The organism is Microbispora sp. ZYX-F-249, from assembly GCF_039649665.1.
Taxonomy (GTDB): Bacteria; Actinomycetota; Actinomycetes; order Streptosporangiales; family Streptosporangiaceae; genus Microbispora; species Microbispora maris.
Window position 1 is genome coordinate 404,467 of sequence record NZ_JBDJAW010000001.1, and the last position, 17,509, is coordinate 421,975.

At 70.0% G+C, this 17,509-nt stretch carries 12 protein-coding genes; 7 read left to right on the forward strand and 5 right to left on the reverse strand.

The genetic code is table 11. The annotated features are described in order from the left end of the window. Positions 1 to 30: 30 nt before the first annotated feature. The 3 genes from AAH991_RS01850 to AAH991_RS01860 all read right to left on the reverse strand — a co-directional run bounded on the left by AAH991_RS01850 (position 31) and on the right by AAH991_RS01860 (position 5,770). On the reverse strand, positions 31 to 1,395 hold the full coding sequence (locus AAH991_RS01850; protein WP_346223711.1) for a glycosyltransferase family 87 protein: 1,365 nt from the start codon (positions 1,393 to 1,395) through the stop codon (positions 31 to 33). Positions 1,396 to 2,425: 1,030 nt separating this feature from the next. After that, the gene (locus tag AAH991_RS01855) at positions 2,426 to 4,996 is read right to left on the reverse strand and encodes a transglycosylase domain-containing protein (RefSeq protein ID WP_346223712.1); all 2,571 of its coding nucleotides are present in this window, start codon (positions 4,994 to 4,996) and stop codon (positions 2,426 to 2,428) included. A gap of 390 nt (positions 4,997 to 5,386) precedes the next feature. Further along, positions 5,387 to 5,770 (reverse strand): DUF5318 family protein, encoded by a 384-nt coding sequence (locus AAH991_RS01860; protein ID WP_346223713.1) that lies wholly within the window; start codon positions 5,768 to 5,770, stop codon positions 5,387 to 5,389. A gap of 125 nt (positions 5,771 to 5,895) precedes the next feature. Here AAH991_RS01860 and AAH991_RS01865 point away from each other — a divergent pair, with 125 nt between their 5' ends. Both AAH991_RS01865 and AAH991_RS01870 read left to right on the forward strand, forming a co-directional pair. Continuing rightward, a complete protein-coding gene (locus AAH991_RS01865) occupies positions 5,896 to 6,534 on the forward strand; it encodes a PadR family transcriptional regulator (protein ID WP_030508612.1) in 639 nt (212 codons plus the stop codon). 13 nt (positions 6,535 to 6,547) lie between these two features. Further along, positions 6,548 to 7,627 carry an inositol-3-phosphate synthase gene (locus AAH991_RS01870; protein WP_346223714.1) on the forward strand — a complete coding sequence of 360 codons (1,080 nt, stop codon included), beginning with the start codon at positions 6,548 to 6,550 and terminating at the stop codon, positions 7,625 to 7,627. Positions 7,628 to 7,699: 72 nt separating this feature from the next. On the opposite strand, the gene idi is transcribed toward AAH991_RS01870, so the two are convergent. After that, a complete protein-coding gene (gene idi / locus AAH991_RS01875) occupies positions 7,700 to 8,299 on the reverse strand; it encodes an isopentenyl-diphosphate Delta-isomerase (protein ID WP_346223715.1) in 600 nt (199 codons plus the stop codon). Between the two features lie 101 nt (positions 8,300 to 8,400). Here idi and AAH991_RS01880 point away from each other — a divergent pair, with 101 nt between their 5' ends. Beyond that, positions 8,401 to 9,699 (forward strand): MFS transporter, encoded by a 1,299-nt coding sequence (locus AAH991_RS01880; RefSeq protein ID WP_346223716.1) that lies wholly within the window; start codon positions 8,401 to 8,403, stop codon positions 9,697 to 9,699. A 4-nt stretch (positions 9,700 to 9,703) separates the two neighbouring features. On the opposite strand, the gene AAH991_RS01885 is transcribed toward AAH991_RS01880, so the two are convergent. Further along, positions 9,704 to 11,140: a CCA tRNA nucleotidyltransferase gene (locus AAH991_RS01885; RefSeq protein WP_346223717.1), complete on the reverse strand. Its 1,437-nt coding sequence runs from the start codon at positions 11,138 to 11,140 to the stop codon at positions 9,704 to 9,706. A 142-nt stretch (positions 11,141 to 11,282) separates the two neighbouring features. Here AAH991_RS01885 and AAH991_RS01890 point away from each other — a divergent pair, with 142 nt between their 5' ends. The 4 genes from AAH991_RS01890 (at position 11,283) to AAH991_RS01905 (ending at position 17,503) form a co-directional block, all read left to right on the forward strand. Continuing rightward, the gene (locus AAH991_RS01890; protein WP_346223718.1) at positions 11,283 to 11,819 is read left to right on the forward strand and encodes an aminoacyl-tRNA deacylase; all 537 of its coding nucleotides are present in this window, start codon (positions 11,283 to 11,285) and stop codon (positions 11,817 to 11,819) included. 46 nt (positions 11,820 to 11,865) lie between these two features. Further along, positions 11,866 to 14,094, forward strand: coding sequence for a hypothetical protein (locus AAH991_RS01895; protein WP_346223719.1), 2,229 nt, complete (start codon positions 11,866 to 11,868; stop codon positions 14,092 to 14,094). A 35-nt stretch (positions 14,095 to 14,129) separates the two neighbouring features. Continuing rightward, on the forward strand, positions 14,130 to 15,728 hold the full coding sequence (murJ, locus tag AAH991_RS01900; RefSeq protein ID WP_346223720.1) for a murein biosynthesis integral membrane protein MurJ: 1,599 nt from the start codon (positions 14,130 to 14,132) through the stop codon (positions 15,726 to 15,728). 272 nt (positions 15,729 to 16,000) lie between these two features. Continuing rightward, positions 16,001 to 17,503, forward strand: coding sequence for a protein kinase family protein (locus AAH991_RS01905; protein WP_346223721.1), 1,503 nt, complete (start codon positions 16,001 to 16,003; stop codon positions 17,501 to 17,503). The last annotated feature ends 6 nt before the right edge of the window (positions 17,504 to 17,509 follow it).

The window sequence follows — 17,509 nt, forward strand, 5'->3', positions numbered from 1 at the left end:
GCCGCCAAATCCGATGTAAGTTTCAGGCCCTCACACCGTCTCCGGCTGCTGCCGCGCGCCCCGCGCGAGGAGCGAACGGCGCAGGACGAGGCGGTCCTCGGCGCCGTCGAAGACCCCGCCCGACGGGTCGTCGGCGTCCGCCTGGCGTACGACGTCGTGCTCGGGCCGCAGGATGTCGCGGACGACGAGCGCCATGAGGATGACGATGGTGAGCGCGCGGGCCCAGACCGACAGGAAGTACGAATCGTCGCCGATGCCGAGGGCGGGCTCGCCGGTCTGGGTGACCAGGTAGAGCCAGATCGAGAAGAAGTACCAGCACTCGGCGACCTGCCAGGCGGCCAGCGCGCCCCACCTGGGCCTGGCCAGCACCGCGAACGGCACCAGCCACAGGACGTACTGCGGCGACCACACCTTGTTGGTGATCATGAAGGCGGCCAGGGCGAGGAAACACAGCTGCATCAGGCGCGGCCGGCGCGGCGCGGCGAGCGCCAGCACGGCGACGCCCAGCAGCAGCACCGCCAGCGCGGCCATGGCCATGATGTTCAGCTTCTCCGGGTCGCCGAGAAAGGCCAGGAAGCCGGGCCTTTCCATGCCGAACCACTGGGTCTTCTGGAAGAAGAACCACAGCCCGCCCCAGTCGGCGCCGCGCTCACTGCTGAAGGCGTAGAACCGCTTCCAGCCCTCGAAGTTGACCAGCATGATCGGCACGTTCACCAGCAGCCACGTCACCGCCGCCGCGGCCGCCGTCTTCAGGAACGGCACCCACTTGGCCGTACGCACCGTGAGCAGGAACAACGCGCCGAAGAACATGAGCGGGTAGAACTTCGTGGCCACGGCGAGCGCCAGCAGCACGCCGGCGAGCCACGGCCGATCCTTGGCCCAGGCCAGCAGGCCGCCGAGCGCCAGAGCCCCCGCGGCCAGGTCCCAGTTGATGTACGCGGTGAGGATGACGGCCGGGCCGACGGCGTACCAGAGGGCGTCCCAGCGGCGGGCCGGGCCGGCCAGCGCGGCCGTCAGCAGCACGCCCACGACCAGCGAGATTCCCATCAGGATCACGGTGACGTCGTAGAACACGATCCCGTCGCCGCCCGCGAGCCGGCGGGCGAGCTCCATGATCCCGCCGATGCCGACCGGGTACTCGACGGGGTAGTCGACGTAGGGAATCTTGCCCTCGTTGAGCTTTTCCGCCCAGAACAGCGGATAGATGTCGGTGTAGCAGAAGTGGGTGAACTGCCCGACACCGCCGTTCCAGGCCCCGCCGAACCGGCAGGGGTACTTCCACAGGTACGCGAGAACCGCGCCGAGCCCCGCGAGAAGCCCGAGAGGCAGGTACGGCACCGCCCGCGCGGCGACCCCGGGCAGCGGGGCGGAGTCGTTCGTGGTCCGGGTCGTCATGCTCGGTATTGCACCATCCAACGCCTCCGATTGGCGACTCCGCGCATGGAGCCGCGCATGGAAGGGACCCGCGGCGGGAGCTACCATCCCGATCCGGAAACCGGTCCGTTCGTCGGAGGGCGGCAGCGGACATCGGCGCGGTTGGCGTGTCGAGGACGCGAACGGCCCGCCTCCCGAGACGGAGACGGGCCGTCTGGTAAGCGGTCAGATCCTGATGCGGATGCGGACCGCTTCAGGTCTGTCGGCTACTGCCAGGTCAACAGGTACCAACGGCCCTTCGGTCCCTCCGGACAGGCCCAAGTGTCGAGGTCATACAAGTACAGAGCCGCTGTCTCGCACATGGACCAGCTCGAGTAGGGGCCGCTGTGCGTTACCCACCCTGCGGCAACTGCGGGGGCAGCGGCCTGGGTTGTGGTTGCCTCCGCCGTGGCGGGGAGAGCGAAGGCGGCGGCAGCGACAGCCGTGCCAATGGCCAAGCGCTTGAGAGTGAACAAACCTAAGCCCTTCGACGGTCGAGGGGAGCCCTCGAAACGGGGGAGATCACTGTGCCGTTGACGAGGGGACGTCCCCCCGACGGCGGCTTGTGATCGCCTTCCTGCTCACTCAAGATGGCCCGCTGGATCATCAACTGAAAGATCTTGACTCGTCTGATGACATAACTTACATGGCAAGGTAACTTTCCTTGCACTCCTCGAAGTTTGCTCAGATCAACCACACCGACCCGCACGGCGGCCACGTCATTCCGCCCCAGCGAGTGTGACAACGATCACAGGATGTCCGTATCCCTTATTCGGCGCGGGCTCCGCCCGACATCGCGTGACCAGAATCTCCGTCACCAGCCGAGATCGCCGGACCCGCCTGACCTTGGCCAGCTTTCTATGTCGGCGATCCGCCGGCTTCCGGCCTGGGTTTCCGTCCCCCGCAGTGCCGAGGAATACGGAAACCCAGTCGGCTCGCTACGCGACTGCCGCCGGACAGTGGCCACCGTGTTGAGACGACCCTTCGATTGCGCCGAGTCGCGGATCGAGGTTCAGGCGCCGCTGCCGTCCTTGCCGGTGCCGGGCCCGGAGGGCATCGCCGCGGGGATGTTCAGCGGGACGTCGTTGCCGGCTCCTGGGCCGCCGTCCTGGCCGCCCTGGCCCGGGTCGTCGCCGAAGCCCCGGCCGCCACCGCCGCCGTTGTCACATCCCGGGCCGCCGTCGTAGCAGCCGTCGTCGTCGAGGAAGTCGTCCGGGATGTCGTTGGGGAACCCGCCCTCGTCCGGATCCGGGCTCGGCGACGGCGTCGGGCTCGGCACCAGGTTCTCGGGGGTGCCCACGCCGGCCTTGGGCGGGAACTGCTCGACCGGCTTGCCCGCGAGCGCCTCCATCATGAACGTCCGCCAGATCGTGGTCGGCGGGCCGGCGCCTTCAAAGCCCAGCGACACTTCCTTGACGTGGGTGTACGGGTTGTTGGGGCCGTACTTCTTGCTGGGCTTTCCACCCGGGGTGGTCGGGCAGTTGGAGTACAGCGGCTGCACGATCTTGCCGCTCTTGGTCACGCACTGCTCGCGGTACATGCCCACGGCGACCGACAGCTGCGGGGTGAAGCCGACGAACCAGGCTTCCTTCTCGTCGTTGTTGGTGCCGGTCTTGCCTGCGGCCGGGCGGCCGATGCCCTTGCCCGCCGCCGTGCCCGACTTGAGGACCTCCTCCATGGCCACCACGGAGTCGGCCGCCGCCTCGGGCGTGATCACCTGCTTGACGTCCCGCCGCTCGGCGAAGACGACCTCCTTGTCCTTGCGGACCTCCTTGACCACGTGGTAGTCGACGTGCTTGCCCTCGTTGGCGAAGATCGAGTAGCCGGCGGCCTGCTCGACCGGGGTCACGCCGGCGCTGCCGATGGAGAACTGGTACTTGTGGTCCGCGATGTCCTTGTCCAGGCTCTCCTTGCTGAGCCCCGCCTCCTCGGCGATCTGCTTCACCGCGCTGAGTTGACCGATCGTGCCGTTCGCCTCGTCGAGCTTGTACGCCATGGAGGCGAAGGCCGTGTTGATCGAGTGCGAGGTCGCGTAGATCGCGTTGATGGCGCTCGGCACCGAGTGGCCGTTGGTGATGCCCTTCTCGAAGCCCGGCAGCTTCTCCGGCACGGTCTGGTTTCCGGGCAGGAAGCTGTTCAGGCTATATCCGGCGTCCAGCCAAGCGGCCAGCACGTACGGCTTGAACGCCGACGCGGCCTGCTTTCTGGACTGGAACGGCTCGTTCCAGGGGTCCTTGAGATAGTCGTTGCCGCCGTAGAAGGCGACCACCCGTCCCGTCTCGGGATCCACGGCGGCCAGACCGGCGTGGAACTCCTTCGACATCGAGGACATGGTGGCGGTCACCGCCTTCTTGGCGGCCTGCATGAGCTTCTTGTCGAAGGTCGAAATGATCTTGTAGCCGCCGCTCCTGACCTGGTCCGCGGACAGGTTCATGCGCGACTCCAGCTCGTTCATGACCTGGGTGACCATGTAGCCCTTGAGACCGCCCAGGTCGTTGCTGTTGCGCGCGGGGGCGGTCTTGGGGAACTTGGCCGTGCTCGGCAGGTTTCCGTACTTGCCCGGGTCGAGACCCGCCATGGCGTTGATGACGTCCTTGAACCGGCCCTGCAGCTGCGGGGAGTCGGCGTCGAGCGCCGGCGTCTGGATGCGCGCGGCGAGATAGGCGCCCTGCTCCGGGGTGAGCTGGTCGACGTGCTTCTTGAAGTACGCCATCGCGGCGGCCTCGATGCCGTACGCGCGCCCGAAGTTCACCGTGTTGAGGTACTGCAGCAGGATCTGGTTCTTGGTCATCTCCTGGTCGAGCTTGACCGCGACGAAGATCTCCTTGAACTTTCGCTTGATCGAGACTTCCTGGCTGAGGCCGTCGTAGTAGTTGCGGGCCATCTGCTGGGTGATCGTCGAGGCGCCCTGGAGCTGCTGGCCGGTCGCGGTCATCCAGACCGACCGGACCATGCCGGGGATGGAGATGCCGGAGTCCTCGCGGAACGTCTTGTTCTCGATCGCGATGACGGCGTCCTGGACGTGCCGCGGCACCTTGTTGATGTCGTTCACGATGACGCGCGGGGTGCCGACCTTGGCGATCAGCGTCTTGCCGTCGTTGTAGTAGATGGCGCTGCCCTCGGAGATCGCTTCCGCCTGGGTCGCCTTCGGCAGCGGGGTGTTGGCGTACGCCACCGCGATCATGCCGAAGGCGCCGACGGCCAGCACGGTGAAGGCCGCCACGAGGATCTTCCAGCTCGGCAGGAAGCGCTTCCAGCCCGTACGGCGCGGCTTCTCGTCGTCCTCGTCGAAGTCGCCGAAGTCGCGCGGATCCCGGGGGCCGCGCCCGCCGGGCCCCTCGGGGCCGCCCGGGCCTCCCGGTCCACCCGGGCCGCCGGGACCTCGGCCGCCGCGGCCCGGGGGCCTGCGCCGGCGGCCGCCGGTCTGGATCGCCTCGGTGCTCTGCCCGTCGGCGTCCCCGCGGCGGCCACCGGCCGGCATGCTCATCGCCTGGGTGCGCTCATCGGCGCCGGGCACGCCGGGGCGGCCGGCGGGAGCACCGGGTCCACCGGGGCCGGCGGCGTAACGCGGGTCACGGCCCACCGGTCCACGGGCTCCCTGCGGCGGTCCTTGCGCGGGTCTCTGCGGTGGACCCGGGGGCACCGCGTTCATGGCGGCGGTGTCCTCGAAGGCCGCCGCCTCCCGCCGGCGCTGCTCCGTTCCTCCGGGCCGCGCGCCGCGCGGCGGCTGCGGAGCCGGGCCCCTGCCGGGCTGTCGCGGCGGAGCGGGCTCGCCGTACTCGTCGGATTCCCGGGGCGAGCGACGACGGCGCCCTGGGCGGGATGATCCACCGGAGCCCGAGGCGTCCTCGGGACGGCCGGTCGGCTCCGGTCCGTAGCTGCTGTTAGTCACGCGTCCTCGTCAGGTGTTTCGGGGAATTATTCGACGTCGGCCGGCAGGCCGGCGGGCGGTCCTCCTGGTGGTGGAGGTCGCCTACGAAGAAGGGCCCGGGGGATCGGCTGTTCCGAGGACGAACGACACCGCCAGGTGGTTCCAGGAACAACCTTGGCAGACCTCCACCACGTAGACCCGGAATTCGCGGTATTCACGGGCCATCGCGGTGAGCTCGGCCGGCGCTTTGGCCTGGCCGGCCGCTCGTCCTAGTTCCTCCCCATATACGTATGTGACGTTGGTCACGTTCATTCGTTCACATATGGGGCAGATGCGGCTCGTGGGCTCTCCATGGAACCGAGCCGCGCGCAGCAGATAAGGGTGGGCGTCGCACACGTCCCGCGCCCGCATGCGGCCGGTGCGGACGGACTGCACGGCCGCCCGCTTTGCGAGGCCGTAGTCCACGACCGACCGCTGTGACCACATACGGCCAGATTACGGCCCTTTGCCAAATCTTGCCCAACCGTTGACCCGTTGCCATCTATGACGCCCCGACGTATCCTGCGGATGTATCGAGTCGATACATCGGTCGGACACAGGAGGTGGTTCCAGTGACGGGCTCTCGTGGAGGTGTGCTGGAGCTCGCCGTCCTGGGATCGCTGCACGAAACACCGCTACACGGCTACGAGCTGCGCAAACGGCTCAACACGCTGCTCGGCATGTTCCGTGCGTTCTCCTATGGCTCGCTGTATCCCTGCCTCAGGGGCCTGCTGAACGAGGGCCTCATCGCCGAGGAGGAGCCTCCTGAGGACACGGTCCTCGGCCGCAGGTCGAAGATCGTGTACAAGATCACAGCGGAGGGGAAGGAGCGGTTGCAGGAGCTGCTCAGCCAGTCGGGCCCGTCCTCCTGGGAGGACGAGAGCTTCGGCATCCACTTCGCCTTCTTCCGCCATACGGAGGCGGAGGTGCGCCTGCGCATCCTGGAAGGCCGCCGCAGCCGCCTGGAGGAACGTCTCGACCGTGTCCGCGAGGCTCTCGCCCGTACGAGAGAGCGCCTGGACAGCTACACGCTTGAACTCCAGCGCCACGGGCTGGAGTCGGTCGAACGCGAGGTCCGCTGGCTCAACGAGCTCATCGACTCGGAACGACGGAGCCGATCGGCTCCCGGCGAGGGGGATCACCCCCCGGATCCCGCGCAGGCCGTACAGGAAGAGACCCAGAGGGCGGACACGCCCGAGGCAGATAGGTAAAGGAGCGAGTGCTATGGGTTCGGTGCGCGTAGCCATCGTCGGTGTGGGCAACTGCGCCTCATCGCTGGTGCAGGGCGTCCACTACTACAAGGACGCGGATCCGGGCAGCCGTGTGCCGGGCCTCATGCACGTGCGGTTCGGCGATTACCACGTCGGCGACGTGGAGTTCGTCGCGGCCTTCGACGTGGACGCCAAGAAGGTCGGCCGCGACCTGTCGGAGGCCATCGTCGCCTCCGAGAACAACACGATCAAGATCTGCGACGTGCCGCCGCTCGGCGTGACCGTGCAGCGTGGCCCGACGTTCGACGGGCTGGGCACGTACTACCGCGAGATCATCGAGGAGTCGGACGAGCAGCCGGTCGACGTCGTCCAGGCGCTCAAGGACGCCCGGGTCGACGTCCTGGTGTCCTACCTCCCGGTGGGCTCGGAGGAGGCCGACCGCTTCTACGCGCAGTGCGCGATCGACGCCAAGGTCGCCTTCGTCAACGCGCTGCCGGTCTTCATCGCCTCCGACCCCGAGTGGGCCGCCAAGTTCACCGAGGCCGGCGTCCCGATCGTGGGCGACGACATCAAGTCGCAGGTCGGCGCCACGATCACGCACCGCGTGCTGGCCAAGCTGTTCGAGGACCGCGGAGTCGAGCTGCTGCGCACCTACCAGCTCAACTTCGGCGGCAACATGGACTTCATGAACATGCTGGAGCGCACCCGCCTCCAGTCCAAGAAGATCTCCAAGACCCAGTCGGTCACGTCGCAGATCCCGCACGAGATGGCCAAGGCCGACGTCCACATCGGCCCGTCCGACCACGTGCCGTGGCTGGACGACCGCAAGTGGGCCTACGTCCGCCTCGAGGGCAGGTCGTTCGGCGACACCCCGCTCAACCTCGAGTACAAGCTCGAGGTGTGGGACTCGCCCAACTCGGCCGGCATCATCATCGACGCGGTCCGCGCGGCCAAGATCGCCCTCGACCGGGGCGTCGGCGGCCCGCTGCTGTCGCCCTCGTCCTACTTCATGAAGTCGCCGCCGGAGCAGTACTCCGACGACGCCGCCCGCGAGGCCGTGGAGCAGTTCATCCGCGGCACGCTCGAGCGCTGACGTCCGTCGTCCACGGGCGTCCCGCCCCGGTTCCGTCGATCGGACCGGGGCGGTCGCATGTCACGGCGGCTTTCAGGGATTCGTACTGAGCGGGCGCGCGGCCGGCGGCAGGGCCGCGGGGTCGGCGACCGGCCAGGCCAGCGGGTCCGGCCCGAGCGCGACAAGCTGGGGCACCTGCTTGCGGGCCCAGGGCGAGATGTCCAGCTCTCCGCTCATCACCTCGGCGGCGAAGCGCGTCCAGGGCTCCCACCGGACCGCGCCCACCTCCTCGGCGTTGGGCGCGGCCTCCTCCGAGACCACGGCGCGGTAGACGGGGCACAGCTCGTTCTCCACCATGCCGTTGTCCATCACCGCCCGGTAGGAGAAGCCCGGCAGGATCAGGTCGACGGACTCGACGGCCAGGCCCAGCTCGAACCGGAGGCGGCGGATCACCGCCGACGACAGCGGCTCGCCCGGCAGCGGGTGCCCGCAGCAGCTGTTGGTCCACGCGTCGGGCCAGGTCAACTTGGTGCCGGCCCGCCGGGACAGCAGCACGCGGCCGCGCCGGTCGAAGACGTAGCTGGAGAACGCCAGGTGCAGCGGGGTGTCAGCGGTGTGGACGGAGGACTTGGGAGCGGTGCCGATCGGGTTGCCCTCGCCGTCGACCAGCACGACATGTTCCTGTGAGGTCACTCTGCGAGAGTACGTGATCACCTCGATGCCGGTGTGACGTAGGGGCTTTATCAGGGTTGATCCTGATGCTCCGCCGAGATCGCCCGCGTAGGCTGTGCGCCGTGTCCTACGTCTCCGATCTGCGGGTGGTCCTGCGGGGGTCGAACTTCCGGCGGCTTTTCGCCACTCGGCTCGTCTCGCAGTTCTCGGACGGGATCTTCCAGCTCGCCGTGGGCGGCTACGCGTTCTTCAGTCCGGACCGGCAGGCCAGCGCGACCGCGATCGCGGCGGGCCTCGCCGTGCTGCTCCTGCCGTACAGCGTCCTCGGGCCCTTCGTCGGGGTGTTCATCGACCGCTGGTCGAGGCGGCAGATCCTCGTCATCGCGCCGGTCGTACGCGGGACGCTGCTGGTGCTGGCCGCGGGCCTCGTCGCGGCGGGGGCCTCCGACGGCGTCTTCTACGCGGCGGCGCTCGGCGTCCTCGCGGTCAACCGGTTCTTTCTCGCGGCCCTCGGCGCGTCGCTGCCGCACGTCGTGCCGAACGAGCACCTGATGATGGCCAACGCGGTGACGCCCACGTCGGGCACCATCGCGACGTTCCTCGGGATGGGCGCCGGCGTCCTGCTGCGTACGGTCGCCGGATCCGGCGACGGAGGCGTGGCGGTGCTGCTGGTCTGCTCCGGCGTCGTCTTCGGGCTGAGCGCGCTGATCGCCCGCACGATGGGACGCTCCCTGCTCGGTCCCGCGTACGACCCGGACCTCCCGCAGGCCCGCGAGGCCGTACGGAACGTGCTGACCGGCCTGGTGGACGGCGCGCGGCACCTCGCGCACCGGCGTTCGGCGGCGGCGGCCCTCACCGGCATGGCGAGCCACCGCCTCATGTTCGGCATCTCGACGGCGGCGGTGGTGATGCTCTACCGCTACAGCTTCACCACGAACCCCGACGACGCGCTGAAGGGCATCACGCTCGTGCTGGGCGCCGTCGGCGTGGGCAGCTTCGCCGCGGTGCTGGTCACGCCGTGGGCCACCGAGCGGTTCCGGATCGAGACCTGGGTCCCGATGATGCTCGTGACCTGCGGCGTCCTGGAGTTCGCGCTGTGCGCGACGTTCCACGAGTGGGCGTTCGTGGCCGCCGGGCTCGTGATCGGCGTCGCCGGGCAGAGCGTGAAGATCTGCGCCGACACCGTCGTGCAGCGCGACGTCGAGGACGCCTATCTCGGCCGCGCGTTCTCCGTGTACGACATGCTGTTCAACGGCATGACCGTCCTCGGCGCGGTGCTGGCGGCGGCGCTGCTGCCGCCCGACGGCAGGTCCTATGTCGCCCTCGCCGTGATCGGCGTCGGCTACCTGCTCGGCGCCGTGCTGTACCGGGTGGTGCTGCCCACCGCGGCACGAAGGCCGCCGGTCCCCGCCGCCGACTGACCGCCTACGACAGGATTCCGGTGTCGCGGGCCCAGGCGAGCAGGGCGTCCCTCGCCGCCTCCTTGCCGATCAGGCCCTGGTCCATGCGGATCTCCAGCATGTGCTTGTAAGCCCTGCCGACGACCGGGCCCGGCGACACACCGAGGATTTCCTGGATCTCGTTGCCGTCCAGCTCGGGCCGGATCTTGGCCAGCTCCTCCTCCTCCGCCAGCCGGGAGATGCGCTCCTCCAGCTGGTCGTAGGTCCGCGACAGGGCCTGCGCCTTGCGCTTGTTGCGGGTGGTGCAGTCGGCCCTGGTCAGCTTGTGCAGGCGCTCGAGGAGGTGTCCCGCGTCGCGGACGTAGCGGCGCACCGCGCTGTCGGTCCACTCCCCCGTCCCGTAGCCGTGGAAGCGCAGGTGCAGCTCCACGAGCTTGGACACGTCGGACACCACGTCCTTGGGGAACTTCAGCTCGGTGAGCCGCTTCTTGGCCATCTGCGCGCCGACCACCTCGTGGTGGTGGAACGACACCCGGCCGCCGGGCTCGTTGCGCCGGGTCTTCGGCTTGCCGATGTCGTGCAGCAGGGCGGCCCACCGCAGCACCCGGTCGGGGCCGGCCGACTCCAGCCCGATCGCCTGCTCCAGCACGATCAGCGTGTGCTCGTAGACGTCCTTGTGCCGATGGTGCTCGTCGATCTCCAGCCGCAGCTTGGGCAGCTCCGGCAGGACGTGGGCGGCGAGCCCGGTCTCCACCAGCAGCGCCAGCCCGGCCCTCGGGTACGCGCCGAGGATCAGCTTGTCGAGCTCGTCGCGGATGCGCTCGGCCGAGACGATCTCGATGCGGCCGGACATCGCGGTCATGGCCTCGACGACCTCGGGCGCGACCGTGAATCCGAGCTGACCGGCGAACCTCGCCGCGCGCAGCATCCGCAGCGGGTCGTCGTCGAACGACTGCTCGGGCCTGCCCGGTGTCCGCAGCGTCTTCGCGGCGAGGTCCGGCAGCCCGCCGTACGGGTCGGCGAACTCGTGCTGCGGCAGGCGTACGGCCATCGCGTTGACCGCGAAGTCGCGCCGGGCGAGGTCGCCGTCGAGCGAGTCGCCGTACATCACCTCGGGCTTGCGCGAGGCGGGATCGTACGACTCGCTGCGGTAGGTGGTGATCTCCAGCAGCCACCCGCCCTTGCGGACGCCGACGGTGCCGAAGTCGATCCCGATCGTCCAGACGGCGTCCGCCCAGTCCTTGACGATCTCCAGCACCCGCTCGGGACGGGCGTCCGTGGTCAGGTCGAGGTCCTTGCTCGCACGGCCGAGGAGGACGTCGCGGACGGAGCCGCCGACCAGGGCCAGCTCGTGCCCCCGGGCCGAGAACAGTTCACCGAGTTCGTCGGCGACCGGGGCGATCCGGCGGAACAGTTCGTTCACGGCGCGCTGCTGGCTGTCGCTCAGATTTGAAACGGACAAGGCTGGGTAGGTCCTTCGGTCACGGAACAGAAACTCTCCCCCGATGGCCCAGGTGTTCGGGTGTCACCCAGGGGAGACACACTTAGCGATCACCAGGCCACGGACGGTTCGGGGGCGCTGGACGACGCAAGGAGCACACGAGATGAAAGACGCTCTCGCGATTCACCGCTGGCTCCTCGCCCACCAGATCCACCATGAGATCGTACGTCTTCCGCGCCCGTTGACATGCTCGGACGAGCTTCCCGAGGTGCTGGGGGTCACTCCCGAGACGTGCCTGTGCGTGTCGCTGTTCGAGGTGTCGACGCGCGGACGGGCACACGCTGTGGCCGTGGTGAGCGCGGTGAACTCCTGTCCCGGGCCGGCGGAGGTGGGCGCCGTCCTGCGCGCCCACAGGGTAACCCCCGCGTCCGCCTTCACCGTGAACTCCGCGACCGACTACGCGCACGGCCTGGTCTGCCCGCTGTTGCTGCCCGACGATCTGACCGTTCTCGTGGACCAGCGGCTGATGGAGCGCATCGATCCCGACGAGGTCGTCCACACCGCGACCGGCGAGCGCCGGACCGCGTTGCGGTTGCGTGCCATCCACCTGTTCGACCTGGTGGCGGCCAAGCCCGTCGACCTGAGCACCGCCCAAAGGAGGGGTCTCGCGAGCCTGGTGAGTCCTATGCGGACGGCATAGGCCATAGCATTCTGGGCGTGCGCCGTACCTCACCGCCGGCCGGCACATGATCCGTAAGGCCGCGCTGCTGACATTGCTGACCGCCCTGCTCGCATCCCCCGCGGGCATGGCCGGTACGGCTGTCGCGGCGCCTCCGGGTCGTGCCGCGGCCGCGGCTCCGGCCGATCCGCTCCTCGTGAGCGAGATCACTCCGGAGGTCGTGCGCACCGCCGCCGCACCCGTGACGGTCGCGGGAACCGTGTCCGGCACGCCGGGGTCCTCCGTGCGGGTCGCCGTCCGCTACTCCCGGGGCCGGCCGTTCGCCTCCCGGACGGAGATGGCGGCCTACCTGGCCGAGCAGGGGTACGGAACCACCAACTGGAGCACCAGGATCCAGGCCACGCCGCTCGACCAGTCGGGGAAGCTCCCCTTCCGGTTCACCGTGACCCCTCAGGAGCTGGGCCTGCCCCGGCCGGGGGTCTACCCCTTCGAGGTCGAGGTGACCGACGCGGCGACCGGCCAGCGGCTCGGCATCGAGCGGACCTTCCTGACGTACGCCCCCAAGGGCGAGCAGATCCCCACGGTCAAGCTGGCCGTCGCCCTGCCGCTCGTGGACCGGCCACACCGCGCCGACGACGCGACGTTCATGGACGACGACCTGTCCGGCTCGCTCGCATCCGGCCGCCTGGCGTCGCTGCTCCAGACCGCGCAGGACACCGGCGACGGGGTGACCTGGTTCGTCGACCCCGCCCTGCTCGACGACGTCCGCGTCCTGTCCTCCGGCCCCCGGAGCGTGAAGGGCACGCGCAAGAACGCCGACCCCGCCGCCGGCCAGTGGCTGAACGGACTGCGCAGCGCGCTGACGGACAAGACCGTCGTCGCCACGCCGTACGCCGACCCGGACGTGACGGCGCTCGTGCACCACGGCCTCGACAAGCAGGCCGCGGCGTCCGTGCAGCGCGGGGCCGCGCTGGCGACCGAACTGCTCGGCCGGGAGATCCGCGGCACCACCGCGTGGCCGGCCGGCGGCAAGATCGACCGTGACGCCGTGGACGAGCTGGCGATGTCGGGCGTCACGTCCGTGCTGCTGTCGGGGGACGCGCTGCCGCCGCGGGCCGCCCCGCAGGACGGGCAGCCCGTCCTTCCCCCGGCGCCGGCCACTCCCGACGCCGCGGCCAGGCTCGACACCGTCGCGGAGAACCCGGTCACCGCGCTGCTCGCCGACCCCACGCTCAGCAAGCTCCTCGGCGGGGACGTGTCCGCTCCCGGGGCCGCGATGCTCGCGCGGCAGCGGTTCCTCGCCGAGACCGCGATGATCGCCTTCGAGCAGCAGAGCCTGCAGACCGGTAACTTCGGCCAGACCGGGCAGACCGGGCAGACCGGGCAGGACACGACGGCGAAGACGGCCTCCCGCACGGTGATCGCGGCGCCCGAGTCGCACCTGTGGACCCCCGACCCGGCGTTCGTCTCCGGCCTCCTGCAGGCCGTCTCCGGCGCTCCCTGGCTGCGCATGACCCCGCTCGAGTCGGTCAAGCCCGGCCGGGCCGGGACGCCGCGCGGCGACCTGACCTACACCGATCGCGACCGCCAGGCCGAACTGGGCCGCTCCTACCTGGCCACCGTACGCAAGCTGGAGCGCAAGGCCGACGCCGTGGCCACCGTCACGGAGGAGCACACGGACGTCTTCCACACGGCCATACTCCGGCTGGCCTCCGCCTCCTGGCGAGGCGACGGCAAGCGGGCGGTCTCCTTCGCCGGCCAGGTGCAGAAGGCGATCGACGACCGCATCGGCCACGTGTCCGTCCTCGACACCCCGCGCGCGGTCGCGGGAAGCAACGGCCAGGTCCCGGTGAGCGTGGCCAACAACCTGGACAAGGACATCCAGATCAAGGTCCGGGTCACCTCGGCCAGCAAGTCGCGGCTCGCGATCGACCGTCCCGGAGGGGTCTACGTGACCCCCACCACGAGGATCCTCGCGGGGCGCAGCCAGCTCGTGAACGTCCCGGTGATCGTCCGCAACGAGGGCGGCGACGCGAGCATCTCCGTGCAGCTGCTGACCGACGAGGACGAGAAGTACGGCAGCGCGGTGCGCGTCGTCGTGCGCGCGACCGGCTACACCGGCATCGCCCTCGTCATCGTGGGTGCGGCCGTGGTCATCATGCTGGCCGCCGTGGTGATGCGCGTCCTGCGCCGCAGGTCGCGCAAGGCGTTCCCGTTCGCCGGGCCGAAGGACGAGGAGGGCCCGCCCGGGGACCGGCCGGGAGCCGTCCCGGCCGAGCGCACCCAGTCACCGTAGTTGGGACCATCCGGAGGAAGGCGGCCAGGAACACCATGAGCAGGATGCTGCGGGCCAGCGCGATCATGGCGGCCGGGACGATGGTCTCGCGGCTCACCGGCTTCGTCCGTACGGCGATGCTCGCCGCCGCCATCGGGACCTTCGCCCTGGGCGACGCGTACAACGCGGCCTACATGATCCCGTACATCCTGCTGGACCTGCTGCTCCAGGGCGTGCTGAGCAGCGTGATCGTGCCGGTGATCGTCCGGGCGCAGCGGCGCGACCCGGACGGGGGGCAGGCGTTCGAACAGCGGCTGATGACGCTGGCGGTGATCGTGCTGACGGCCGTCGCGCTCGTCGGCGTGCTGCTGGCCCGGCCGATCATGGACCTCTACACCGCCTCGAACTGGACCGAGCACAAGGTCGAGGTGGCCGCCACGCTGGCCAGGTACATGCTCCCCCAGATCGCGTTCTTCGGGATCGGTTCGCTGGCCGGGGCGATCCTCAACACCCGGGACAGGTTCGCCGCCCCGATGTGGGCGCCGGTGCTCAACAACATCGTGGTCATGGGAGTCCTGGCCGCCTACTACGCCGTCGCGTCGTCCGACATCGACAAGGTGAGCGATCGCGACCTCGCGTTGCTCGGTCTCGGCACGACCGGCGGCATCGTGGCGCAGGCGGTGGTTCTGATCATCGCGCTGCACCGGGCGGGCTTCCGGTTCCGTCCCCGGCTCGGGCTGCGCGGCTCCGGGCTGGGAGAGGCGGCCAGGGCCGCCGTGTGGACGTTCGCCTACACCGGCATCACGCAGATCGGTTTCTGGGTCACCACCAAGCTCGCGACCGGTGCGGGCGCACGGGCCCCCGGCGCGGGCAACAGCGCGTGGGCGTACGCCTTCCAGCTCTTCCAGCTCCCGTACGGGATCATCGCGGTGTCGGTGATCACGGCGATGCTGCCGAGGATGAGCAGGCACGTCGCCGACGGCGAGCTGGACTCGGTGCGCACGGAGTTCGCCTCGGCGGTGCGGCTGGTCTCGTCCGTGATCGTTCCCGCGGGACTGCTGCTGATGGTCCTCGGCCCGTCGGTCACCACGCTGATCTTCTCGTGGGGCCGTATGACCACGACCGACGCGATCTACATCGGCCACGTGCTGCAGGTGTTCGGCGTCGCGCTCGTGCCGTTCTCGATCTTCCAGCTCCTGCTGCGGGTCTTCTACAGCTTCGGCGACACCCGGACGCCGGCGATCATGGCGGGGGTGAACGTGGCGATCAACGCGACGCTCAGCCTGGTCGCCTACTTCACGCTTCCCGACCGGTACGTCATCATCGGGCTGGCGTTCTCCTACCTCATCACCTACGTCGTGCTCTGCGTCGTCGCGTGGGTGCTGGCCGGCCGGAAGGTCGGCGGGCTCGGCGGCCGCGAGGTCACCGCCGGCCTCGGCCGGATGTACGCGGCGGCGATCCCGGCCGCCGCGCTGGCGCTGGCGGTCCTGTGGCTGGCCCGGGAGATCACCTCGATCACCGCGGTGAGCTCGGCCGTGGTGCTCGCGGTGGGCGGCGGCGCCGGGCTGCTGCTGTACATGGTGGCCGCGCACCGGCTGCGGGTGCCCGAGGTCCGCTCCATCATTGGACTTGTCGCAAGCCGGGTAGGACGGTAAGAGTCCTCAAGAGCGACCGGCAACTGGAAGGTAACCCAGAAGTCCGATTCGGACGTTTTCCATCGGGAAGGCGGGCACAAGCGGCACGGCACTAGCATGGTGCGCCAGGGAGTGCGTCCCGCAGATCTTGTCCGACCGGTGGAGGCGGCAGGCAGGAGGTCTCAGGGACGCGATCTGGAGTATCGGACCGGCGAGCGGAAGCGGGAAGGCGTGGGCGGAACCACCCGGCATCGGCTGAGGCATGCCGACGGGCCGCGGAGCGGGGCGGCCGTATGAGCATGTCCACGGTCGAACCGGGGACCCGGCTGGCGGATCGGTTCCGCCTCGAGGACCGGGTGCACGAGTCCGCCGGCGCGACCCTGTGGAAGGCCCTGGACGAGATCCTCGCCCGGCCGGTCGCGGTCCACACGTTCGCGCCCGACTTCCCCCGGGTCCAGGAGGTGGTCACCGCCGCCCGCCTGGCGAGCCGCCTGACCGACCCCCGCCTCACCCAGGTCTTCGACGCGGCCGACGAGGACGGCACCGCGTACGTCGTGAGCGAGTGGGTGAGCGGGGACTCGCTCCTCGACCTGCTGGAGAGCGGGCCGGTCGAGCCCGAGCGCGGCGCGGCCCTGGTCGCCGAGGCGGCCGAGGCCCTGGCGCACGCGCACGCGGCCGGCCTCCCCCACCTGCACCTCACCCCCGGCCGCCTGGTCTGGACGAGCGGCGGCACGGTCAAGCTCCTCGGGCTCGCCGTCGACGCCGCGATCCTCGACCTGAGCAGCGACGAGCCCGCCCGGGAGGACGCCGAGGGGCTGGGCCGTCTGCTCTACGCGGCGCTGACCGGGCACTGGCCCGGCGACTCCGACTGCGGACTGCCCGCCGCACCGCTGGACGACGGCAAGGTCTGCACGCCACGACAGGTCACCGCGGGAGTCCCCGGCTACCTGGATGCCATCACCTGCCGCGCGCTGCTGCAGGAGTCCCGGCGGGGGCAGCCCCCGCTGGCCACCCCGGCCCAGGTGGCCGAGGCCCTCGCCGAGGTGCCCCGCCCCGCGCCGGCCCCCGTCACCACCGCGCCGCCCGCGCTGAACCTGCACAGCGAGGCGCCGGACGGGGTGGGCATGTCGACCATGCCGCCGCGCATGCAGTCCCAGATGACGATGGTCCCCCCGCCGCGCCCGCAGACGGGCACCGCGAGCAAGATCCTGCTGACCGTCATCGTCCTGCTCGTGATGGCCGCGGTCGGCGTCGGCGCCTGGACCGTGGGCAAGAACCTCGGCAACACCCCGAGGGGAGTGGCCCAGTCGGACGCCGCGCGGTCCCCGTCCCCCTCGGTCAAGCCGGTCACGGTCAAGCCGGTGAGCGCGGCGGGATTCGACCCCCTCGGTTCCGACCGCGCCGAGAAGCCGGAGATCGCCCCGCTCGCCATCGACGGCAAGCCGTCCACCGACTGGCACACCGACAGCTACAGCAGTGCCGACCTGGGACGGCTCAAGGACGGTGTCGGGCTCATCCTCGACATGGGCAAGCCGGTCCCCATCGCCGACGTGGTCGTTTCCCTGGGCAACGGCGGCGGCGCGACGGTGCAGCTCAAGGTGGGCGACGCGGCGGAGCTGTCCTCGCTGAGGACCGTGGCGGAGAAGAAGGGCGCGTCGGGTTCGGTGACGCTCACGCCGGAAAAGGCCACCACAGGCCAGTACGTTTTGATCTGGTTCACCCGACTTCCCCCCTACAACGGCCAGTATCGTGGCACTATCTACGACGTAACGGTGCATTCCCCCGGATCGGCATAGCAGGGA